The organism is Citrobacter sp. RHB36-C18, assembly GCF_013814485.1.
GTDB lineage: Bacteria > Pseudomonadota > Gammaproteobacteria > Enterobacterales > Enterobacteriaceae > Citrobacter > Citrobacter braakii.
In genome coordinates, this window is record NZ_CP057125.1 from 1834935 (window position 1) to 1856377 (window position 21443).

At 47.7% G+C, this 21443-nt stretch carries 21 protein-coding genes, 1 pseudogene and 1 other annotated feature; of the genes and pseudogenes, 13 read left to right on the forward strand and 9 right to left on the reverse strand.

Annotated features, from left to right (window positions below; genetic code table 11):
- Positions 1-2 precede the first annotated feature (2 nt).
- The 10 genes from galE (at position 3) to ugd (ending at position 10534) form a co-directional block, all read left to right on the forward strand.
- A complete protein-coding gene (gene galE / locus HVZ52_RS08555; RefSeq protein WP_181599134.1) occupies positions 3-1019 on the forward strand; it encodes a UDP-glucose 4-epimerase GalE in 1017 nt (338 codons plus the stop codon).
- Between the two features lie 97 nt (positions 1020-1116).
- Positions 1117-2523 (forward strand): NADP-dependent phosphogluconate dehydrogenase, encoded by a 1407-nt coding sequence (gene gndA / locus HVZ52_RS08560; RefSeq protein ID WP_181599135.1) that lies wholly within the window; start codon positions 1117-1119, stop codon positions 2521-2523.
- Positions 2524-2678: 155 nt separating this feature from the next.
- Positions 2679-3794, forward strand: coding sequence for an FAD-dependent oxidoreductase (locus tag HVZ52_RS08565; protein ID WP_181599136.1), 1116 nt, complete (start codon positions 2679-2681; stop codon positions 3792-3794).
- Between the two features lie 19 nt (positions 3795-3813).
- Positions 3814-4824: a glycosyl transferase family 2 gene (locus HVZ52_RS08570; protein ID WP_137367257.1), complete on the forward strand. Its 1011-nt coding sequence runs from the start codon at positions 3814-3816 to the stop codon at positions 4822-4824.
- Between the two features lie 14 nt (positions 4825-4838).
- On the forward strand, positions 4839-5624 hold the full coding sequence (locus HVZ52_RS08575; RefSeq protein ID WP_103283978.1) for a pyridine nucleotide transhydrogenase: 786 nt from the start codon (positions 4839-4841) through the stop codon (positions 5622-5624).
- The gene (locus HVZ52_RS08580) at positions 5621-6433 is read left to right on the forward strand and encodes a TIM barrel protein (RefSeq protein WP_181599137.1); all 813 of its coding nucleotides are present in this window, start codon (positions 5621-5623) and stop codon (positions 6431-6433) included. The genes HVZ52_RS08575 and HVZ52_RS08580 overlap by 4 nt, the downstream gene beginning before the upstream one ends.
- Before the next feature lie 15 nt (positions 6434-6448).
- Complete coding sequence (locus HVZ52_RS08585) at positions 6449-6805, forward strand: multidrug transporter (RefSeq protein ID WP_181599138.1); 357 nt, start codon at positions 6449-6451, stop codon at positions 6803-6805.
- 14 nt (positions 6806-6819) lie between these two features.
- Positions 6820-7620 (forward strand): glycosyltransferase family 2 protein, encoded by an 801-nt coding sequence (locus HVZ52_RS08590; RefSeq protein ID WP_181599139.1) that lies wholly within the window; start codon positions 6820-6822, stop codon positions 7618-7620.
- Between the two features lie 62 nt (positions 7621-7682).
- Entirely contained in the window at positions 7683-9029 is a 1347-nt protein-coding gene (locus HVZ52_RS08595) for a hypothetical protein (RefSeq protein WP_249417951.1), read from the forward strand.
- Between the two features lie 338 nt (positions 9030-9367).
- Complete coding sequence (ugd, locus tag HVZ52_RS08600) at positions 9368-10534, forward strand: UDP-glucose 6-dehydrogenase (RefSeq protein WP_181599140.1); 1167 nt, start codon at positions 9368-9370, stop codon at positions 10532-10534.
- A 46-nt stretch (positions 10535-10580) separates the two neighbouring features.
- Here the strand turns inward: ugd and hisIE are convergent, their stop codons facing one another.
- The 9 genes from hisIE to hisL all read right to left on the reverse strand — a co-directional run bounded on the left by hisIE (position 10581) and on the right by hisL (position 17810).
- Entirely contained in the window at positions 10581-11192 is a 612-nt protein-coding gene (gene hisIE / locus HVZ52_RS08605) for a bifunctional phosphoribosyl-AMP cyclohydrolase/phosphoribosyl-ATP diphosphatase HisIE (RefSeq protein WP_181599141.1), read from the reverse strand.
- On the reverse strand, positions 11186-11962 hold the full coding sequence (hisF, locus tag HVZ52_RS08610) for an imidazole glycerol phosphate synthase subunit HisF (protein WP_019077116.1): 777 nt from the start codon (positions 11960-11962) through the stop codon (positions 11186-11188). Before hisF ends, hisIE begins: the two co-directional genes overlap by 7 nt.
- Positions 11944-12681: a 1-(5-phosphoribosyl)-5-[(5-phosphoribosylamino)methylideneamino]imidazole-4-carboxamide isomerase gene (hisA, locus tag HVZ52_RS08615; RefSeq protein ID WP_047415448.1), complete on the reverse strand. Its 738-nt coding sequence runs from the start codon at positions 12679-12681 to the stop codon at positions 11944-11946. The genes hisF and hisA overlap by 19 nt, the downstream gene beginning before the upstream one ends.
- Positions 12681-13271, reverse strand: coding sequence for an imidazole glycerol phosphate synthase subunit HisH (gene hisH / locus HVZ52_RS08620; RefSeq protein ID WP_003030129.1), 591 nt, complete (start codon positions 13269-13271; stop codon positions 12681-12683). Before hisH ends, hisA begins: the two co-directional genes overlap by 1 nt.
- Positions 13271-14338 carry a bifunctional histidinol-phosphatase/imidazoleglycerol-phosphate dehydratase HisB gene (gene hisB / locus HVZ52_RS08625; protein WP_016153556.1) on the reverse strand — a complete coding sequence of 356 codons (1068 nt, stop codon included), beginning with the start codon at positions 14336-14338 and terminating at the stop codon, positions 13271-13273. Before hisB ends, hisH begins: the two co-directional genes overlap by 1 nt.
- Entirely contained in the window at positions 14335-15414 is a 1080-nt protein-coding gene (gene hisC, locus HVZ52_RS08630) for a histidinol-phosphate transaminase (RefSeq protein WP_016156893.1), read from the reverse strand. The genes hisB and hisC overlap by 4 nt, the downstream gene beginning before the upstream one ends.
- The gene (gene hisD / locus HVZ52_RS08635) at positions 15411-16715 is read right to left on the reverse strand and encodes a histidinol dehydrogenase (protein ID WP_181599142.1); all 1305 of its coding nucleotides are present in this window, start codon (positions 16713-16715) and stop codon (positions 15411-15413) included. The genes hisC and hisD overlap by 4 nt, the downstream gene beginning before the upstream one ends.
- A 5-nt stretch (positions 16716-16720) precedes the next feature.
- Entirely contained in the window at positions 16721-17620 is a 900-nt protein-coding gene (gene hisG, locus HVZ52_RS08640) for an ATP phosphoribosyltransferase (protein ID WP_003834191.1), read from the reverse strand.
- Positions 17621-17664: 44 nt separating this feature from the next.
- Positions 17665-17787: a sequence feature (His leader region), on the reverse strand.
- Complete coding sequence (gene hisL, locus HVZ52_RS08645) at positions 17763-17810, reverse strand: his operon leader peptide (RefSeq protein ID WP_100250077.1); 48 nt, start codon at positions 17808-17810, stop codon at positions 17763-17765. It overlaps the preceding feature by 25 nt.
- A 174-nt stretch (positions 17811-17984) precedes the next feature.
- On the opposite strand from hisL, the gene HVZ52_RS08650 reads away from it, so the two are divergent.
- The 3 genes and pseudogenes from HVZ52_RS08650 to plaP all read left to right on the forward strand — a co-directional run bounded on the left by HVZ52_RS08650 (position 17985) and on the right by plaP (position 21410).
- On the forward strand, positions 17985-18809 hold the full coding sequence (locus tag HVZ52_RS08650; protein WP_181500254.1) for an SDR family oxidoreductase: 825 nt from the start codon (positions 17985-17987) through the stop codon (positions 18807-18809).
- A 40-nt stretch (positions 18810-18849) separates the two neighbouring features.
- A pseudogene (locus tag HVZ52_RS08655) lies at positions 18850-19834 on the forward strand (LysR substrate-binding domain-containing protein).
- A gap of 214 nt (positions 19835-20048) precedes the next feature.
- Entirely contained in the window at positions 20049-21410 is a 1362-nt protein-coding gene (gene plaP / locus HVZ52_RS08665) for a putrescine/proton symporter PlaP (protein ID WP_016153551.1), read from the forward strand.
- Positions 21411-21443 lie beyond the last annotated feature (33 nt).

Sequence of the window (21443 nt, forward strand, 5' to 3'; positions counted from 1 at the left end):
GTATGAGTATTCTAGTGACTGGCGGTTGCGGATATATTGGCTCACATACGGTTTTGACTCTCTTGGAGAGCAATTATGATGTAATAGTTGTTGATAATTTATCAAATTCTTCAGATCTTAGCCTTAAACGCATAGCTAAAATCACTGGACGCAATGCTAAATTCTATAAAGGTGACGTATGTGATGGGGATTTTCTAGGGAATGTATTCAAAAATCACGAAATAGAGGCGGTAATTCATTTTGCTGCACTTAAATCTGTTGGCGAGTCTGTAAAATTTCCGATTGATTACTATAATAATAATATGCTGTCGTTATTGGTTCTGCTTGACGTAATGAAAGAAAATAAAGTGAATAACTTGATTTTTAGTTCGTCAGCAACCATATATGGCCTACCAAAAGAAATACCATTACGCGAAACTACACCCGTTGGAGAAAGTACCAATCCATACGGCTCAACAAAGTTGTTTGGTGAGATTGTTTTGCAAGATGTGGTTAAAGCTAATAAATATTTTAATATTACCAGTCTTCGATATTTTAATCCAGTTGGGGCTCATTTTTCAGGAGAAATTGGTGAGTCTCCAAGCGGAATACCTAATAATCTGGTTCCGTACCTTACGCAAGTCGCTATCGGTAATTTACCTAGTTTAAATATTTTCGGTAATGATTACCCCACTCCAGACGGCACGGGGGTGAGGGACTATATACATGTTGTCGATTTGGCAGAGGGGCATCTCGCCGCATTAAAGAAAATTAATAGCCAATCTGGATATAGAGTCTATAATCTCGGTACTGGTAAAGGTTATTCAGTATTGGAATTAATTAAAACCTTCGAAGAAGTCACGGGCATAGCTATACAATATAAAATACAAGATAGGCGTGTTGGTGATATAGCTGAATGTTGGTCAGACCCTGATTTAGCTGCACAAGAACTAAAGTGGCGTGCAAAAAGAGATTTACGCGCAATGTTGTCTGATTCATGGAGATGGCAGAGTAATTATCCTCTTGGATATGTTGATTGAATCAATTATGTCATCACGGTACTAAAAAGGCGTTTTATTAAATAAACTAATAAAAAGTTGATTGTTTTGGTAATGACACACCTGACAGGAGTAAATAATGTCTAAGCAACAAATCGGCGTCGTTGGTATGGCTGTGATGGGGCGCAACCTGGCGCTCAACATCGAAAGCCGTGGTTACACCGTGTCCGTTTTCAACCGCTCGCGTGAAAAAACGGAAGAGGTTATCGCCGAGAATCCGGGGAAAAAACTGGTTCCTTACTATACGGTAAAAGAGTTTGTTGAATCTCTTGAAACACCTCGCCGTATCCTGTTAATGGTGAAAGCGGGGGCGGGCACTGATGCTGCTATCGACTCCCTGAAGCCACATCTGGATAAAGGTGATATCATTATTGATGGCGGTAATACGTTCTTCCAGGACACTATCCGTCGTAACCGTGAGCTCTCAGCTGAAGGATTTAACTTCATCGGTACCGGCGTCTCCGGTGGCGAAGAAGGTGCGCTGAAGGGACCATCTATTATGCCTGGTGGCCAGAAAGAAGCTTACGAGCTGGTTGCCCCAATCCTGACCAAAATCGCCGCTGTTGCAGAAGATGGTGAACCGTGTGTGACGTATATCGGTGCCGACGGTGCTGGTCACTATGTGAAGATGGTACACAACGGTATTGAGTACGGTGATATGCAACTGATTGCTGAAGCCTACTCATTATTGAAAGGTGGTTTGAACCTAAGCAATGAAGAACTGGCTAGCACCTTCACCGAGTGGAATAACGGCGAACTGAGTAGCTACCTGATCGATATCACCAAAGATATCTTCACTAAAAAAGATGAAGATGGTAAATATTTGGTGGATTTCATCCTGGATGAAGCGGCGAATAAAGGGACGGGTAAATGGACCAGCCAGAGCTCTCTGGATCTCGGTGAACCACTGTCTCTGATTACTGAGTCTGTGTTTGCACGTTACATCTCTTCACTGAAAGATCAGCGTGTTGCTGCCTCTAAAGTCCTGTCCGGTCCTAAAATTCAGCTTGCGGGTGATAAGGTAGAATTTATTGAGAAAGTACGTCGTGCGCTGTACCTCGGTAAGATCGTGTCTTATGCTCAGGGTTTCTCACAGCTGCGTGCCGCATCTGACGAGCATAATTGGGCTCTGAACTACGGCGAGATTGCAAAAATCTTCCGTGCAGGCTGCATCATCCGTGCGCAGTTCCTGCAGAAAATCACAGACGCCTATGCTAAAAACGCTGGTATCGCGAACCTGCTGCTCGACCCGTACTTCAAGAACATTGCTGATGAATACCAACAGGCACTGCGCGATGTTGTAGCGTATGCCGTGCAGAATGGCATCCCAGTACCGACATTCTCTGCGGCTGTCGCTTATTACGACAGCTATCGTGCCGAAGTGTTACCTGCAAACCTGATTCAGGCCCAGCGTGATTATTTTGGTGCTCATACTTATAAACGTACTGATAAAGAAGGTGTGTTCCATACGGAATGGCTGGATTAATTAACAGCGTTTTATATCTTCTGTTTTAACAATAAGACCATCCGAATGGATGGCCTTATTGTATGTAAACCTTTTATAGCATTAGAGTTATCTCTTGGTTTTAATATCTGAAGAGAATAACATAAATGCGTTCTACTTAAGGCATTAATGCAATCATGCGTAAAAATATAATAATTGTGGGCGGTGGTTTTTTTGGTATGTACCTCGCTGAGCAATTTTCTCTTTTAGGACATGGAGTGAAACTTTTCGAAAAAGAGAAGAATTACATGTCCCGCGCATCATATAACAACCAGGCGCGTGTGCATAATGGCTACCACTACCCCAGAAGTATTTTGACTGCTTTACGTTCACGTATCTCTTTCCCACGTTTTGTTGATGAATTCCGTGACTGCATTGATTCCGACTTTGATAAATACTATTTAATCAGCGAAATGTTAGGAAAAGTGTCTGCCAGCCAGTTTCGCATGTTCTGTGACCGCATTGGTGCTGATTGTGATTATGCGCCAGCGAAAATCCAGAACATGGTAAATCCAAAAATGATTAATGCCTGTTTTACGGTTAAAGAATTTGCGTTCGATGCCTTTAAGCTCCGTGAGCTTATGTTAAAGAGGCTGGATAGTTCAAATGCTGAATTCTACTGCGGCTATTCCGTTGATAAAATCGAAAAACTGGAAAATGGCATTAAAACTCTGGTCAGAGATATAAGCTCCGGTGAAGTGCAAGAATATGTTGCTGACCACGTGTTCAATTGCACTTATTCACATCTGAATTATCTTCTGGATAATTCAGGGATTGAACTGATCCCCTTGAAGCACGAGATGACCGAAATGTGCCTGGTTGATGTGCCGGAAGTATGCAAAAAAGCTGGTTTTACCATCATGTGTGGCCCGTTTTTCTCCGTGATGCCATTCCCGTCCGTTGGATTGCATTCATTTAGTCACGTGCGTTATACACCTCATTATGAGTGGCACGATAAGCCCGGTGAAAAATACCTCGATTCACATGAGAAATTTGATTCCGATACGAGAACTAGTGCCTGGCAATATATGATTAAAGATGCCTCACGTTACATGCCAATTTTGAGTGAGTGCCGTTATGAGCGCTCTCTGTGGGAAGTGAAGACACTTCTCCCACGCAGTGAAACAGATGATTCCCGCCCGATTCTCTTTAGGCCGAATCACGGAATGCAGGGTTTTCACTGTATTATGGGGGGCAAAATAGATAACGTATACGATGCCTTTGAAGCCATTAAAAATATGAACGTTATTTAAAAATAAAGAGACTACTCAAGTGAAAAGTGAATCTTTTGTTTCAGTTGTTTTAAATACACATGATTTATCGAACGAATTAACGAATAAATTGCAGCAGATTCAATCCTTACTTGATGATAATTACACCGATTACGAAATCTTAATTGTTTCTAAAGGACCGTATCGTGATGTACCAAGAACCTCTGCGATCGACAACATTTTACAAACCATTCCGAGCGTGCGTTTTCTGCAACTGTCGGGCTGTGTTCATGATGATGTGGTGTGGGCTGCAGGTCTTGAGAATGCGATTGGCGACTTTGTGGTTCTATATGATCATCTGACAGATCCTGTTGATGTCATTCATCGCGCCGTGGAAGAGTGTAAGTCCGGCTACGATGTTGTTGTGGGTGTCTCAACTCAGTCTCTTCCGTGCGCGTACCGCATTATGCGTGATACGGCATCGCGTATTTTAAAAGCGATCGATTACCATATCCCTAAAAACTCAACAGGTCTTCGTTGTCTCAGTCGCCGTGCGGTGAATGCGGTAACGGACACTGGTCGTTTTCATCACCAGTTCTATATGCGTATTCAGAAAACGGGCTATCCCGCCAGTGAACTGACTTATCAGCCTGTTAGTGAAACGCATGTTAAGCGTTCTATCGCATACGGTTTTCGCAATTTAGTGCGTCTGATGGTCTTCAACTCTTCTCGTCCGTTGCGATGGATGTCAATTGTTGGCACAGTAGGTAGCCTAAGTGCGCTGCTTTTTGCGGTTTATAGTATTATCGTGAATCTAATCAATGGCCATGTTGTGGAGGGTTGGACCACCACGGTTTTGTTTATGTCCATTCTGTTTATGCTGCAGTTTATTATGTTGGCTTTTTTCGGGGAATATCTCAGCCGTTTGCTGGATGACCGAAGTGAACAGGCAGCATATTCCGTCGTGTTTGAGAAAAATAGTGCTGTCATGGTTAACCAAGACCGCGTTAATGTGCTAAATGATGCGACTGTCGAAAAGGCTAATCTGGTACAAACCGGACGCGACCGCTAAATACTGGAGAGATCATGACTAAGGCTTTGATTGGTTATACCGGGTTTGTAGGCACGACGCTCTTAAAGCAAACCAAATTTGACGATTTTTACCGTTCTACGAATATTAATGATATTAAGGGTAAAAAATTTGATTTGGTGGTCTGCGCCGGTGCGCCAGCGAAAAAATGGATCGCGAATGCCGATCCTAAAGGTGATCAAGAGATAATAGATTCGCTTATCGCCTGCCTGGACAGCATTGAGTGTAAAACATTTGTCCTCATCAGCACGGTAGATGTGTTCAAATCGCCCAATGGTGTTGACGAGAACTCCGTGATCGATGTGCAGGATTTGCATGCGTATGGTTTGAATCGTTATCGCCTTGAGCAGTTTGTTGCGAAGAGGTTCCCACAGCATCTGATTGTCCGACTTCCAGGCCTGGTTGGCCCGGGGTTACGTAAGAATATTATTTTTGATTTTCTTAATGAGAATAACGTTGAGAAAATAGAAAGCCGTAGCATCTTTCAGTTCTATCCTATGGTGAACCTTTGGTTCGATATTAATATTGCGCTTGAGAACAAAATTAATCTTGTTCACCTGACGGCAGCCCCGGTTTCGGTGGCGAAAATTGCTCGAGATGGTTTCAATATTAATTTTGATGTGCAGCAGGCCGCACAACCTGTTACCTATGATATGCGCAGCGTGTATGGTCCACTGTATGGGGGCAGTGAGCATTACCAATATTCGGTGAAAGACACGGTGCAGGCTGTTAGACATTATGCGCAGTCAGAGCCAAAAAAAGTGCAGGAATATAATAAATGAGAATATCAATCTCCAACCTTGCTTGGGACGTTAAAGAAGATCTAGAAGTTGCTAATTTATTGAACTTATTTAACGTTGATGCGATTGATATTGCGCCTGGGAAGTATTTCCCGGATCCTGTTATTGCGACAGTATCAGATATTCTTGCAGTTAAAGAGTGGTGGCAGGAACGAGGCATTGAGATCATTGGCATGCAGGCATTGTTATTTGGAACTACAGGCCTGAATGTATTTGGAAGTAAAGATGTCCAGAAAAGCCTACTTGATCACTTGGCTGCAGTATGCCGTATCGGCGCAGGGCTAGGTGCCACGCGCTTGGTATTCGGCTCACCTAAAAATCGGAATTGCTCTGGTTTGTCAGTAAATCAGGTGCAGAATACATCACGGGTGTTTTTCCGTCAGCTTGGTGATATCGCCGCAGACAATGGAGTCATTGTTTGCCTTGAGCCAAATCCGAGTATCTATGGTGCGAATTTTATGACAACCAGCCTAGAAACCTGTCGTGTCGTTAATGGCATTGATCATCCAGCGATTAAAATGCAGCTTGACACCGGAGCGATTATTATTAATCAGGAAGATATTTCTGCTATTGTAACGCAAGTAAAAGACGTGATTGGCCATGTGCATATCAGTGAAGCACAGCTTGCACCACCAGGAGATACATATTCATACCATGCAAATATTGCGGCGGCAATTACCTCACAATTGCCTGCACATCCTGCCACTATTGAAATGCTGGCAACGAAAAATGAGCCTCATTTAGTTTCTATTCGTCGCGCGCTTCAACTCGTGACCTCTCTTTATCGTTAAGCAGGTGTATTTAACTTGAAATGGTTAATTCTTATTTTGGGCATTGTATGTAATGCCTCGGCAAGCGTTCTGATCAAGATGGCAATGATGCCTCCACGTAAATTTCCTTCCCTCGCGGATCCGTTAGCGTCGTTGAGTAACTGGCCTTTCTGGCTAGGTTTGGCACTTTATGGTGGAGCATTCTTATTCTATGCTGCTGCATTAGCCGTTTTCCCTCTGAACATTGCCCATCCCGTTTTGACAACTGGAGCGGTTGCCGCAGTGGCGGTTTTATCTGTCCTTGTTTTTAATGAAACCTTCCACTGGACGACTATTGCTGGCGTGGTGTTTGTCATCGTCGGTGTAGCGCTGATTACGTCAAAGGCTGCTTAATAATGGATTTATCGATGAAAAATGAAAAAAATTGGGAAGTCCCAACTTACGATATCACCTTATGGACGGACAAAAAGCATGACGCATGCGTTGTGATCCCGGTTATTAATGAAGGTGACCGAATTGTCAGCTTGCTCACGAAAATAAGTAATCTGAAAATTAATGATATTGCTGATATTATTATCGTCGATGGAGGAAGTACTGACGGTTCCCTTGAAAAAAATCGCTTATTATCTCTCGGTGTTTCTGGATTGGTGCTTAAAACAGGTCCAGGAAAGTTGAGTGCACAATTACGCTGTGGTTATGCGTTTGTACTTGAGCAAGGATATAAAAATATCATTACTATTGATGGTAATGATAAAGATGATCCGTCTTCAATTCCTGAATTCCTCAATGCGCTTGAGAAAGGTTACGATTTCGTTCAGGCCTCGCGTTTTGTCAATGGTGGCGTTGCGGTGAATACACCAAAAACACGTGATTTCGCGATTAAATATATTCACGCACCAGTCCTCAGTATCTCATCAGGATTTCACTGGACGGATACCACACAAGGTTTTCGTGCCTACAGCAGCAAATTACTGCTCGATGAACGTGTGGCACCATTCCGTGACGTTTTTATGACCTACGAACTATTAGCTTATCTTTCCTATATCGCACCCAAATTGGGTTTCCGCTGCATCGAATTACCTACCTCCCGTATTTATCCAAGTGGAAAAGTTCCAACTAAAATTAGCAGCTTTAATGGCAACTTGAGTGTTTTGGTAATCCTTTTTAAAGCTTGTTTAGGGCGATACAATTCTAATAGGCGGAGCTAATAAAATGATTTTTTCGAAACGAAAGTATCATATTTATAATATATGATTGGTTGGATGGAATTATGAATATTTTTAGCTTCGCCCAAGGACGTGTAAGAATTGAAATTGTTCTTCTTATTATATGCATAAGTGGGATGATGTGTTCGATTTACGCATTTTATCCTGGGTGGATGAGCCCAGATTCTATCTTCCAATATGACAATGCTGTTACAGGACGTTATAATTCATGGCATCCGGTAATTATGGCATGGTGGTGGAGGGTTCTCGGTTATATATCAGATGGCCCAGGGCCATTTTTAGTTCAAAATTTAATGCTATTTTGGGTTGGGTTCTATTTTATTGCTAAAACATTAGCGAAATATTTCAGGTGGGGTAGCATAGTTGTTTTATTATTGGCCGCCATGCCTTCTGTGTTAATCATTATGGCACAACTATGGAAAGATGCTGTATTTACTTCATTGGCAGTTCTTAGTATAGGTATTGTTTTTTATTCCATAGACTCTGGGAAATTTTACAAAAGTATTTTCTTGCTTTTGATTTTTTTACTTTCTTTTGCTGTCGGGTGTAAACCAAATGGAATTTTAGTTGCTATTGTATTGATCGGATGGTGGTTTTTAGAAAATACTGAAGTACGCAGTCAAAGGTCTAAATTAATATTTTCATTACTCTCAGTGTTATTGATTTTGGTGATACCATTTATTATTTCCAAATGTCTCCCTGTTTATAGAATATCACCTGTGCAGTATATACAATCTTATGATTTACTTGGCATAGGTGTAATAGAAAACAAAGTACTTCTTCCTGATTATATTACTAAGCAGGTTGGGTTAAGTAAGGATAATGCCCTGGAGTTCTATTTTCCAGGAGGAAATGACACGATGTTTTACAGATCATTAGCTGGGAATATAGCAACGACAGATCCTAATAATTTAAAAGATTTACAAGTTAGATGGATTTCTGCAATCAAAGACTACCCTGGGGATTATATTAAGGTTAGGTTCGACAATTTTATAGAATTACTCCGTTGGGGGGCTGTTTATCCTGCTTTTGTTGCGGCTGATGTTATCGTAAAAAATCCGTGGGGATATGTTTTTATATCTAATAAATTAAGCGACATTTATATTAATTCGATAAGTGAGTACCCTTATTTGTTTTTTCCATGGATTTATTTATCCATCTCTCTTTTTTCACTTTTTATAACAAAATTTTTACCGAAAAAATTGAGGCGTTTTAATGTTGTTCTTACTCTTCTTATATTTTCATTTTCGCTTCCTCATTTTTTTATTGCTCCAGCTGCTGACTATCGATATCTGCATTTTTCAGTTGTGTGTGCAGTAGTTCAATTTGGAATGCTGTTAGGTCTTTTCTTCGTGAAACTACATAAAAGAGTATGCTCCTTGATAGAGTGATTTTTTAATTATGAATGATTTTTATTCATAAGCTTCTATTTGTATATGTGTCGAGATTATTAATTTAGATATGTAATTTTATTAATTTCAATGCTTTTACTAAAATATTAACTTTAACTTATTTAAAGCCCAGATTTAAGTTTCTGGGTTTTTTATCTAATCCTTACTGATTTAAATTTTTCTTAATGCTAGCTTAAGAAAGGAGTTCTATAGTAATGAAGTAAATCTGAATTGTACTGTCTTTTATTGACACATCATCAACTCAGACGTTACAACTTTTAACACAGGTCATGCTCCATGTAAGCATGATGAGCAAAAGTTAACACTGAGAAAATGAAATGAAAATCACCATTTCTGGTACCGGATATGTTGGCCTGTCAAATGGTCTTCTTATCGCCCAACATCATCAGGTCATTGCTCTGGACATAGTTCCTTCCCGTGTCGAGATGCTAAATAATCGGATATCTCCGATAGTTGATCATGAAATAGAACAGTATCTGCAATCAAAAGATATAACATTCAAAGCCACACTGGATAAGAACGAAGCTTATCAGAGCGCAGAATTTGTCATTATTGCTACCCCAACAGATTACGATCCCAAAACTAATTATTTCGATACTAGCAGCGTCGAGTCAGTTATACAGGATGTTATTAAAATAAATCCAGATGCAGTAATGGTAATAAAATCGACTGTTCCTGTCGGTTTTACTCAATCGATGCGTCAAAAGTATAGCTCAGACAATATCATCTTTTCCCCAGAATTCCTGCGAGAGGGTAAAGCGCTATATGACAATTTGTACCCTTCACGCATTGTAATTGGTGAACGATCTTCCCGTGCTGAAACGTTTGCTGCACTGCTACAGGAAGGGGCTCTGAAGAAAGATATTCCGACCCTATTTACCGACTCAACCGAAGCCGAAGCTATCAAGCTCTTTGCAAATACCTATCTGGCGATGCGTGTTGCCTATTTTAACGAACTTGATAGCTATGCAGAAACCCTGGGGCTTAATGCTCGACAGATCATCGAAGGGGTTTGTCTGGACCCGCGTATTGGTAACCATTACAACAATCCCTCATTCGGTTACGGTGGATACTGTCTGCCAAAAGACACTAAGCAATTACTCGCCAACTATAAATCTGTACCAAATAATATTATTTCAGCAATCGTTGATGCTAATCGGACGCGAAAAGACTTTATTGCTGATGCAATTATTTCACGAAAGCCAAAGGTCGTCGGTATTTACCGATTGATTATGAAAAGTGGCTCAGATAATTTCCGGGCATCGTCTATCCAGGGTATTATGAAGCGTATTAAAGCGAAAGGTATCCCGGTCATAATCTATGAGCCTGTATTGCCAGATGATAGTTTTTTCAATTCGCGGGTTGAGCGTGATCTGACTAAATTTAAAAGCGAGTCCGATGTTATAATCTCTAACCGGATGGCCGAAGAACTGTTGGATGTAGCCGATAAAGTCTATACCAGAGATTTATTCGGAAATGATTAAACACTCAGTTAAATAAAGATACCGGCATCGTGCCGGTATCTGTCTATTACTGATGTCTTTTGCGTAAATTCTCAATCACCGTCGTCAGATCCAGGTCCTGATCCTGCAGCAGAACCAGCAGGTGATACATCAGATCAGAGGCTTCATTGGTCAGTTCGAAACGATCGTTCACGGTTGCGGCCAGCGCGGTCTCTACGCCTTCTTCGCCTACCTTCTGGGCAATACGTTTAGTGCCGCTGGCATACAGCTTCGCAGTGTAGGAGCTTGCCGGGTCAGCGGTTTTACGTTCGGCCAGCAGTTGCTCAAGCTGATACAGGAACAGCCACTGGTGGCTGGCGTCGCCAAAGCAGCTTGAGGTGCCTTTATGGCAGGTTGGGCCAATCGGGTTAACCAGTACCAGCAGGGTGTCGTTGTCGCAGTCGGGCGCGATGCTCACCACGTTCAGGAAGTGACCGGAGGTTTCACCCTTGGTCCACAGGCGCTGTTTGGTCCGCGAGAAAAAGGTCACTTTGCCGCTTTCAAGCGTTTTATCCAGTGCTTCCGGGCTCATATAACCCAGCATTAGTACCTCACCGGAAACCGCATGCTGCACGATGACTGGCATCAGTCCGTCGGTTTTTTCCCAGTCCAGCTCGCGGCATTGTTGCTTCGTTAACATATCCTGATCTCCACGCCCTGTGTTGCCAGGTACGCTTTTAATTCGCCAATATTAATAATTTGCTTATGAAAGACGGAGGCGGCAAGCGCGCCGTCAACGTCGGCGTCCCGGAATGCTTCAAGGAAGTGTTCCATGGTGCCCGCGCCGCCGGAGGCAATCAGCGGTACATGGCACACGTCGCGCACTTTTTTCAGTTGCTCCAGGTCATAACCGTTACGCACGCCGTCCTGGTTCATCATGTTCAGGACGATTTCGCCTGCGCCGCGTTTTTGTACTTCCTGCACCCAGTCCAGCGTTTCCCACTGTGTGACGCGGGTACGGCTTTCATCCCCGGTATATTGATTAACATGATATTTTCCGGTTTCGGCGTCATACCAGGTATCAATACCCACCACGATGCACTGCACGCCGAAGCGGTCCGCCAGGCGGGTGATAAGCTCCGGTTCGGCCAGCGCCGGGGAGTTGATAGAGATTTTATCCGCCCCGAAGGAGAGGATACGCGCCGCATCGTCGATGGATTTAATGCCACCGGCAACGCAGAACGGAATATCGATCACTTCCGCCACGCGAGATACCCAGCTTTTATCCACTACGCGGCCATCGCTGGAGGCGGTGATATCGTAGAACACCAGTTCATCTGCGCCTTCATCGGCATAGCGTTTTGCCAGCGGGACAATGTCGCCAATAATCTCGTGATTGCGAAACTGGACGCCTTTTACCACCTGCCCATCACGAACGTCCAGACAAGGAATTATGCGTTTTGCCAGCATTGAATGGCCTCCTCAACGGTGAACTTACCTTCCAGCAGGGCGCGTCCGACGATCACGCCGCGTACGCCGGTTCCACGCAGGGCTGCTACGTCCTCGATCCCTCCAATGCCGCCAGATGACTGGAATGCTACCTGCTGATATTTGGCGCACACTTCTTCATAAAGCGCGACGTTTGAGCCAGCCAGCGTGCCGTCGCGGGAGATATCGGTGCACAGCACGTGCTTCAGGCCGACGGGTAAATAGGTCTCAACCAGTTCTTCCAGAGAAACCCCAGAATCTTCCTGCCAGCCGCTAACCGCTACCTGTTTATTTCCGCGCTCGTCAATACGAACGTCCAGCGCCAGTACCAGCGCGTCGGCGCCAAAACGGGCAAACCAGCCCTTGACTACCTCGGGGGATTTTACTGCCGTCGAACCTACCACCACGCGCGCCACGCCTGCGTCAAGCAGCGCCGCAACGTCCGCCTCAGTACGCACACCGCCGCCAACCTGTACCGGAACATTGACACCTGCGACCAGCGTTTTAATCAGTGGGATCTGCCGCTGCGCCGGGTCTTTCGCGCCAGTTAAATCAACCAGGTGCAGTACTTCGGCACCCTGAGCTGCGTAATCCTGTAAACGGGGGAGAGGATCGTTGCCATAATCACGTTGCGTTGCGTAATCGCCCTGATGAAGACGCACCACCGTGCCGTCGATTAAATCTAATGCCGGAATAATCATTACATCTCCAGAAAGTTTTTCAGCAACTGTGCCCCAGCCGCGCCCGAGCGTTCAGGGTGAAACTGCACGCCAAAGAAATTGTCCTTTTGTACTGCCGCGGTAAATGGTTCGCCGTAATGGCACTGGGCGATGGTCCACGGGTTCACCGGCATAGCATAGCTGTGTACAAAGTAGAAATACGCGCCATCTTCAATGCCCTGGAACAGACGATTTCCCGCCTGCGGATAGACGCGATTCCAGCCCATATGCGGCAGCGGCAGACCGAAATCGGTCATCTTCGGAACGTCCTGCTCAATAATGCCCAGCAGAGAGACACCGTTACTCTCTTCGCTGCGGCGGCCAAGCAGTTGCATGCCTAAACAGATCCCCAGTACCGGTTGCGTACAAGCTTTAATCAGTTCAATCAGTTCACGCTCGTGCAACTGGTCCATAGCCGCCTGAGCGGTACCGACGCCCGGCAGAAACAGTTTATCGGCACGCAGCACTACGTCCGGGTCACGGCTGACAACCGGGTCGTATCCATGGCGTGCGACGGCGGATTTCACCGAGTGCAGGTTGGCGCAGCCGGTATCAAGGATCACCACGTTCATTACAGCACTCCTTTCGAGGAGGGCAGCGTATCGCCTTCTACGCGAATAGCCTGACGCAGCGTACGACCAAAGGCTTTAAACAGGCTCTCCACACGGTGGTGGTCATTTTTCCCTTTGGTTTTCAGGTGCAAGGTGACACCCATGGTGTAAGAGAGTGAACGGAAGAAGTGTTCAATCATCTCTGTGCTCAGATCGCCAACGCGCTGGTAGGTAAACTCCGCGCGGTATTCCAGGTGCGGACGCCCCGAGATATCCAGCGCGCAACGTGCCAGGCACTCGTCCATCGGCAGCACAAAACCAAAACGGTTGATACCGCGTTTATCGCCTAATGCCAGCTTTAAGGCTTCACCCAGCGCCAGACCGGTATCTTCAACGGTGTGGTGATCGTCAATATACAGATCGCCTTTGACGGCTATTTCCATGCGAAAACCGCCGTGGGTGGCGATTTGATCCAGCATGTGGTCAAAGAAGCCAACGCCGGTATTGATTTTGCTACGGCCTTCGCGGTCCAGCCAGACTTTGACGTCAATCTGTGTCTCTTTGGTATTACGCTCAACGTGCGCGTAGCGGTCTCGCTTGGTCAACTGCTCGCCGATCATCGCCCAGTTCAGGGTGTCACGGTGGTAGCGTAATCCGCTAATGCCCATGTTTTCTGCGAGCTGAATATCGGTCGCCCGATCACCAATGACGTAGCTGTTTGCCACATCCATAGCCTGTTCAACCAGATACTGCTCAACCAGTTTCACTTTTGGCTTACGGCAATCACACGCGTCCGCTGGCAGGTGCGGGCAGATCAGCACCTCATCGAATGCTACGCCCTGAGAGGTGAATATTTGCATCATCAGGTTATGCGGACCGTCAAAATCGGCCTGCGGGAAGCTCTGCGTACCGAGTCCGTCCTGGTTAGTAATCATCACCAGCTTAAAGCCGGCTTTTTGCAGCTTCAGCAAAACGGGAACGACGTCCGGCTCGAAGGCGAGTTTGTCAAAGCGATCGACCTGAAAGTCACTTGGCGGTTCTGAAATCAGGGTTCCATCACGGTCAATAAAAAGATACTTCTGGCTCATACTTGCTCCGCACGTAAGGCGTCAATGACGCGCTGGCTCTCTTCGCGGGTTCCGACAGTAATTCGCAGGCAGCCGCTTAATGAAGGTTGTTTATTCTGATCTCGTAAGATAATGCCCTGATCCCACAAAGATTTAAATACGCTGCTTGATGCGGTGAAGCGCGCCAGAACATAGTTGGTTTCAGAGTCAAAAACCTGCTCTACACAGCGAATGGTTTTCAGGTTCTCCACCAGATACTGACGCTCTTGCAGGATCTGCTCTACGCGTTGGCGCATGGCGGAAATCCCTTGTGGCGTCAGCGCCTGGGCGGCGATATCCGCTACCGGGGTAGAAAGCGGGTAGGGGGCAATCACCTTTAACAGCAGATTGATAACCTCTTCATTCGCCAGCGTAAATCCGCAGCGTAAACCGGCGAGAGCAAACGCTTTGGACAGCGTGCGTAATACTGCCAGATGCGGATACTCAGACAGCCAGCCTGCCAGCGTAGCCTGCGGACAAAACTCAATATAGGCCTCATCAGCGACCACGATGGCTTTACCCTGCGTCATTTCGAGCAGTGAACGTAGGTCCTGCGGATTTATCAGCTGGCCGGTTGGGTTATTGGGGCTGCATACGTAGACCACTTTCACGCCATCAAGCTTGTCCGCGATGCCTTGTAAATCCAGCTGCCAGTTATCCAGGGTCGGGACGGTGCGGCATTCAACGCCAATCGTTTCGGCGCTGACGCTGTACATGCCGTAAGTCGGCGGACAGTAGAGAATTGCATCTTTACCGGGTTCGCAAAAAGCGCGCACCAGCAGTTCGATCCCTTCATCTGCGCCGCGGCTGACCAGCACCTGTTCTGGTTTGACGCCAGCATATTGCGCGTAATTCTCAATTACGGCTTTCGGCTGACACTCCGGATAGCGGTTCAGCGTCTGCTGGCGTAGCTGGAACTCAACGGCGGTTGGGTACTCATTCGCGTTGAGCCACACGTCCCCGTTACCGCCAAGACGACGGGCAGACTGATAGGGCGTTAACTCGCGAACATTCTTACGGGCTAAATCAGTGACGCTGAGAAAGTTGTCAGTGCTCATGCTTGCTCCTTCAGGGCGTTAACGCGCAGGGTGACGGCATTTTTGTGGGCAGTCAGTCGTTCAGCCGCGGCCAGTGTTTCAATGGTGGAGGCCAGGGCAGAGAAACCTTGGGGAGTTAATTCCTGTACCGTCATCCGTTTCTGGAAATCAGCCAGCCCAAGGCTTGAGCAGGTTGCGGTATAGCCGTAGGTCGGAAGAACGTGGTTGGTGCCGGAAGCATAGTCACCAGCCGACTCAGGAGACCAGTCACCCAGGAATACCGAACCAGCGCTGGTGATATCGTCAACCAGTTCACGCGCGTTACGGGTCTGAATAATCAGGTGCTCTGGGCCGTAGGCGTTAGAGATGGCCACGCATTGCTCAAGATCTCTGGCGACGATCAGTCGACTGGCGGCGAGCGCCTGACGTGCGGTGTCGGCGCGGGAAAGCTCGGCGAGCTGGCGTTCAACGGCTTTGGCCACGCCTTCGGCAAGCGTAGCGTCTGGCGTCAGCAGGATAACCTGCGAGTCGGGGCCGTGTTCGGCCTGAGAAAGCAGGTCGGAAGCAACAAAGTCAGGCGTTGCGCCGCTGTCGGCAATAACCAGCACTTCAGACGGGCCCGCAGGCATGTCGATAGCCGCGCCGTCAAGACGTTGGCTGACCTGACGTTTGGCTTCGGTCACATACGCATTGCCTGGCCCGAAGATTTTATCGACCTTAGGAATAGACTCGGTACCCAGCGCCAGCGCGGCAATGGCCTGCGCGCCGCCCACGTTGAACACCTCTTTTACGCCACACAGTTGCGCGGCGTAGAGGATTTCATCGCCAATCGGCGGCGGTGAGCAGAGCACCACTTTTTTGCAGCCGGCGATACGCGCCGGGGTCGCCAGCATTAATACGGTCGAGAAGAGCGGTGCCGATCCCCCTGGAATATACAGGCCTACGGAGGCGATAGGGCGAGTAATCTGCTGGCAGCGCACGCCAGGCTGAGTTTCAATATCCACCGGCGGCAGAATTTGCGCGGTGTGGAACGCATCAATATTACGCACCGCCGCCTGCATGGCTTGTTTCAGCTCGTCGCTCAGGCGGCTACTGGCTTGCTGAATTTCTTCTTCGCTGACGCGCAGCGCGCCGACCTCGGTTTTGTCAAACTTTGCACTGTATTCACGCAGCGCCCGGTCGCCGTTATTTTTGACGTTCTCAAGAATCTCGGCCACCGTGCGGCTGATGCTTTCAGAGGCGGATATCGCCGGGCGCATCAGCAGTTCGCGCTGCTGCTCGGGGCTACAGCTATTCCAGTCGATCAGGGTATTGAAGCTCATGGCTATTACTCCATCATCTTCTCAATCGGCAGCACCAGAATGGAGCTGGCGCCGAGTGCTTTCAGTTTTTCCATCGTTTCCCAGAACAGGGTTTCGCTGCTGACCATGTGCATGGCTACGCGCTGTTGGTCACCTGCCAGTGGCAGAATGGTAGGGCGCTCAGCGCCTGGCAGCAGGGCGATGACTTCGTCCAGACGTTCGCTCGGCGCGTGCATCATGATGTATTTTGATTCACGAGCCTGAATAACCCCCTGAATACGGGTCAGCAGTTTGTCGATCAGTTGTTGCTTGGCTTCGGCCATTTCGCCGTCGCGCTGAATCAGGCAGGCTTTAGAGCGGTAAATCACTTCCACTTCACGCAGACCGTTGGCTTCAAGCGTGGCTCCGGTTGACACCAGATCGCAAATCGCATCAGCCAGACCTGCGCGGGGAGCGACTTCTACAGAGCCGTTTAACAAACAGGATTTAAACGACACCCCTTTTTGATCAAGATAACGTTTAAGGAGGTGTGGGTAAGAGGTAGCGATACGCTTACCGTTCAGCGCTGCCGGGCCATCCCAGGCTTCATCAACCGGGGTAGCCAGCGAAAGACGGCAGCCGCCGAAGTCCAGACGACGCAGGGTAAAATAGCGCGGATCTTCGCCCTGTGCCCGGCGGTTGAGCAGTTCCTCTTCGAGAACGTTTTCCCCGATGATGCCGAGATCTACGACGCCGTCCATCACCAGACCCGGGATATCATCATCACGCACGCGCAGAATATCGATCGGCATATTCTCAGCCATCGCGATCAGGCGCTGGGTGTGAAGATTAATTTTAATGCCGCAACGAGCCAGCAATTCGCGTGAATCATCGCTTAAACGACCTGATTTCTGCATAGCTATGCGTAAACGGGTGTTATCTAACATTCTTTATTCCTCGTTATCCTGTCTGAATCAGTTTGGGTCACGCACAAAAAAAGCCCCCGGAAGAAATCTTCCGGGGGCTTTCTCATACGCTCATGCACCGCTGGAAGATTTAAATGTCTCCCAGCACACATCGCCTGAAAGACTAGTCAGGATGATGGTGATGATGGTGTTTGAATTGAGCGCGTGTCATAAATTTTCTCGATGAATGTTTATTCATTTGATGTCTTTTAACCTAAACCACTTTAGCTACGGAAAGCAAGGGCTTTTTTTGATCATTAATTCATTTCATATTGATACTATGAATTGTCAGCCACTGTGGGCTAGCGTAGCCTTGCGTTATAGGCCAAAAGTCAGGAGAGAAGGCATGAAAAAGGTCGCAATTGTCGGTTTAGGTTGGTTAGGCATGCCGTTAGCTATGTCGCTGGCGGCGAGAGGCTGGCAGGTTACCGGCAGCAAAACCACATTGGATGGGGTGGAAGCGGCCCGCATGAGTGGTATAGAGAGCTACTCGCTGCGCCTGGAGCCTGAACTGGTCTGTGAGACAGACGATCTCGACGCACTGATGGACGCCGACGTGCTGGTTATTACGCTACCTGCGCGCCGTAGCGGTCCGGGGGAGACATTTTACCTGCAGGCTATGCAGGAACTGGTCGACAGTGCGCTGGCGTACCGTATCCCGCGGATTATTTTTACCAGTTCGACGTCGGTCTATGGCGATGCACAAGGCATCGTGAAAGAAGGGACTCCGCGTAACCCGGTCACGGCAAGTGGTCGCGTTTTGAAAGAACTTGAAGACTGGTTGCACAATTTACCCGGCACTTCGGTGGATATTTTGCGCCTGGCCGGACTTGTCGGCCCAGGAAGACATCCCGGTCGTTTTTTCGCTGGCAAGACGGCGCCAGATGGACACCATGGCGTCAATCTGGTGCATCTGGATGATGTGGTTTCCGCCATCTCTTTGCTGCTGCAAGCGCCAAAAGGGGGACACATCTATAATATATGTGCGCCTATGCATCCGGCGCGCAATGTGTTCTATCCACAGATGGCCCGCCAGTTGGGGATGGAGCCGCCGGAATTTCGTGGCAATGAGGATAACGGTAAAGGTAAAGTCATTGATGGCAACCGTATTTGTAACGAGCTTGGGTTTGAGTACCAGTATCCTGACCCGCTGGTGATGCCGATGGAGTGACAGACCAGCAGAGTGCCGCTGATACCGCCAGGGGGCGAGTATGAAACCACTGCTGGACGTTCTTATCATCCTCGATGCGTTGGAAAAAGAGGGCAGTTTCGCTGCGGCGTCGGCAAAATTGTTTAAGACGCCGTCTGCGCTGAGCTACACCGTCCATAAGCTGGAAAGCGATCTTAATATTCAGCTACTCGATCGCAGCGGACATCGGGCTAAGTTTACCCGTACCGGGCAGATGCTGCTGGAAAAGGGGCGGGAGGTGTTGCACACCGTCCGCGAACTCGAAAAGCAGGCGATTAAACTTCACGAAGGCTGGGAGAATGAACTGGTTATTGGCGTAGATGATACGTTTCCCTTTTCGCTGCTGGCCCCACTCATCGAATCTTTCTATCAACACCACAGTGTGACGCGCCTGAAATTTATCAATGGCGTGCTGGGCGGCTCCTGGGATGCCCTCACTCAGGGGCGGGCGGATATTATTGTCGGCGCCACACATGAGCCGCCTGCCGCGAGCGAATTTGGCTTTGCGCAGCTAGGGGTTCTGGAGCAGGTGTTTGTGGTTGCGTCGCATCATCCGCTGGCGCAGGAACAGGAGCCGTTGAATCGTCGCACTATTCGGCGTTTTCGCGCGATTGTGGTGGGCGACAATGCACAGCATGCCAACGTCTCCGGCTCCCAGGTGCTTGACGATCAGGAAGCCATCACCGTTTTTGACTTCAAAACCAAGCTGGAACTGCAAATCAGTGGTCTGGGATGCGGCTATATTCCGCGCTACCTGGCACAGCGATTTCTGGAAAGTGGCGCTCTGATTGAGAAAAAGGTGGTCGCACAAATTATCTTTGAACCTGTGTGGATAGGTTGGAATGAACAGACTGCCGGGTTGGCCAGTGCCTGGTGGCGGGATGAGATTTTAGCAAATAGTGCTATTGCGGGGGTGTATGTTAAAACGGCTGCTGATAAATCAATCAGTTAAGAAAAAATATTCTTTTGTAGTAGCTTCAATCTCTTGTTATTTCTCTCCAAATTAGTGCAAAATACGCCGCTTGCAAAAAATGACATTAACCGACGTTTTAATACGCGTCGGTTATTTTTTTGCATCAAACCAATCATTCATAAAAGAGGCCGGGCTTCGTACCGGATAGATACTTACTTAAAAATCGACAGTTGTTGTCGCTGAGGATTAACAAAAAATGGGGCAATTTTTTGCTTACGCGACGGTTTTCGCCGTAATGGGGGATAACCATGTCGCATAACGCTACTCCAAACACCTCTCGCGTGGAATTACGTAAAACGCTTACGCTGGTTCCGGTTGTCATGATGGGCCTTGCCTATATGCAGCCGATGACGCTGTTCGATACATTCGGTATCGTATCAGGAATGACCGATGGTCACGTCCCGACAGCTTACGCCTTTGCACTGATCGCCATCCTCTTTACCGCACTGAGCTACGGTAAACTGGTGCGTCGCTATCCGTCTGCAGGCTCTGCCTACACTTATGCCCAGAAATCCATTAGCCCGACCGTTGGCTTTATGGTGGGTTGGTCATCACTGCTGGACTACCTGTTCGCACCGATGATCAACATTCTGTTGGCGAAAATTTATTTTGAAGCTCTGGTGCCGTCGATACCGTCATGGATATTCGTGGTGGCGCTGGTGGCCTTTATGACCGCCTTTAACCTGCGCAGTCTGAAATCTGTTGCGAATTTCAACACCGTCATCGTGTTGTTGCAGGTGGTGCTGATTGCAGTGATCCTCGGCATGGTCGTTTATGGCGTGTTCGAAGGGGAAGGTGCCGGTACGCTGGCGAGCAGCCGTCCGTTCTGGTCAGGTGATGCGCATGTGATCCCGATGATCACGGGAGCGACTATCCTGTGCTTCTCGTTCACCGGTTTTGACGGTATCAGCAACCTGTCTGAAGAGACCAAAGACGCTGAACGTGTGATCCCACGGGCGATTTTCCTGACCGCGCTGATTGGTGGCCTGATCTTTATCGTCTCCACCTATCTGTTGCAGCTGTACTTCCCGGATATCTCACGCTTCAAGGATCCGGACGCTTCGCAGCCGGAAATCATGCTGTATGTCGCTGGTAAGTTCTTCCAGGTCGGCGCGCTGATTTTCTCTACCATTACCGTACTGGCGTCAGGTATGGCGGCGCATGCAGGCGTAGCGCGTCTGATGTATGTGATGGGGCGTGACGGTGTGTTCCCGAAAAGTTTCTTCGGTTATGTCCACCCGAAATGGCGTACTCCGTCCATGAACATCATTCTGGTTGGTGCGATTGCTCTGCTGGCAATTAACTTCGACCTGGTGATGGCGACGGCGCTGATTAACTTCGGTGCGCTGGTGGCGTTTACCTTCGTTAACCTGTCGGTGATCTCCCAGTTCTGGATCCGTGAGAAGCGTAACAAGACGCTGAAAGACCACTTCCAGTATCTGTTCCTGCCAATGTGCGGTGCGCTGACCGTTGGTGCGCTGTGGGTGAACCTGGAAGAGAGTTCAATGGTTCTGGGTCTGATCTGGGCCGCTATTGGTCTGATTTACCTGGCTTGCGTGACCAAAAGCTTCCGTAACCCGGTGCCACAGTACGACGAAGATATCGCGTAATAACTGTATTTAGATAAAAAAAACCGGAGACAT

Coding starts and splice junctions, on each gene's coding strand:
- galE (WP_181599134.1), top strand. CDS start 3: ATGAGTATTCTAGTGACTGGCGGTTGCGGATATATTGGCTCACATACG.
- gndA (WP_181599135.1), top strand. CDS start 1,117: ATGTCTAAGCAACAAATCGGCGTCGTTGGTATGGCTGTGATGGGGCGC.
- HVZ52_RS08565 (WP_181599136.1), top strand. CDS start 2,679: ATGCGTAAAAATATAATAATTGTGGGCGGTGGTTTTTTTGGTATGTAC.
- HVZ52_RS08575 (WP_103283978.1), top strand. CDS start 4,839: ATGACTAAGGCTTTGATTGGTTATACCGGGTTTGTAGGCACGACGCTC.
- HVZ52_RS08580 (WP_181599137.1), top strand. CDS start 5,621: ATGAGAATATCAATCTCCAACCTTGCTTGGGACGTTAAAGAAGATCTA.
- HVZ52_RS08590 (WP_181599139.1), top strand. CDS start 6,820: ATGAAAAATGAAAAAAATTGGGAAGTCCCAACTTACGATATCACCTTA.
- HVZ52_RS08595 (WP_249417951.1), top strand. CDS start 7,683: ATGAATATTTTTAGCTTCGCCCAAGGACGTGTAAGAATTGAAATTGTT.
- ugd (WP_181599140.1), top strand. CDS start 9,368: ATGAAAATCACCATTTCTGGTACCGGATATGTTGGCCTGTCAAATGGT.
- hisIE (WP_181599141.1), bottom strand. CDS start 11,192: ATGTTAACGAAGCAACAATGCCGCGAGCTGGACTGGGAAAAAACCGAC.
- hisF (WP_019077116.1), bottom strand. CDS start 11,962: ATGCTGGCAAAACGCATAATTCCTTGTCTGGACGTTCGTGATGGGCAG.
- hisA (WP_047415448.1), bottom strand. CDS start 12,681: ATGATTATTCCGGCATTAGATTTAATCGACGGCACGGTGGTGCGTCTT.
- hisH (WP_003030129.1), bottom strand. CDS start 13,271: ATGAACGTGGTGATCCTTGATACCGGCTGCGCCAACCTGCACTCGGTG.
- hisB (WP_016153556.1), bottom strand. CDS start 14,338: ATGAGCCAGAAGTATCTTTTTATTGACCGTGATGGAACCCTGATTTCA.
- hisC (WP_016156893.1), bottom strand. CDS start 15,414: ATGAGCACTGACAACTTTCTCAGCGTCACTGATTTAGCCCGTAAGAAT.
- hisD (WP_181599142.1), bottom strand. CDS start 16,715: ATGAGCTTCAATACCCTGATCGACTGGAATAGCTGTAGCCCCGAGCAG.
- hisG (WP_003834191.1), bottom strand. CDS start 17,620: ATGTTAGATAACACCCGTTTACGCATAGCTATGCAGAAATCAGGTCGT.
- HVZ52_RS08650 (WP_181500254.1), top strand. CDS start 17,985: ATGAAAAAGGTCGCAATTGTCGGTTTAGGTTGGTTAGGCATGCCGTTA.
- plaP (WP_016153551.1), top strand. CDS start 20,049: ATGTCGCATAACGCTACTCCAAACACCTCTCGCGTGGAATTACGTAAA.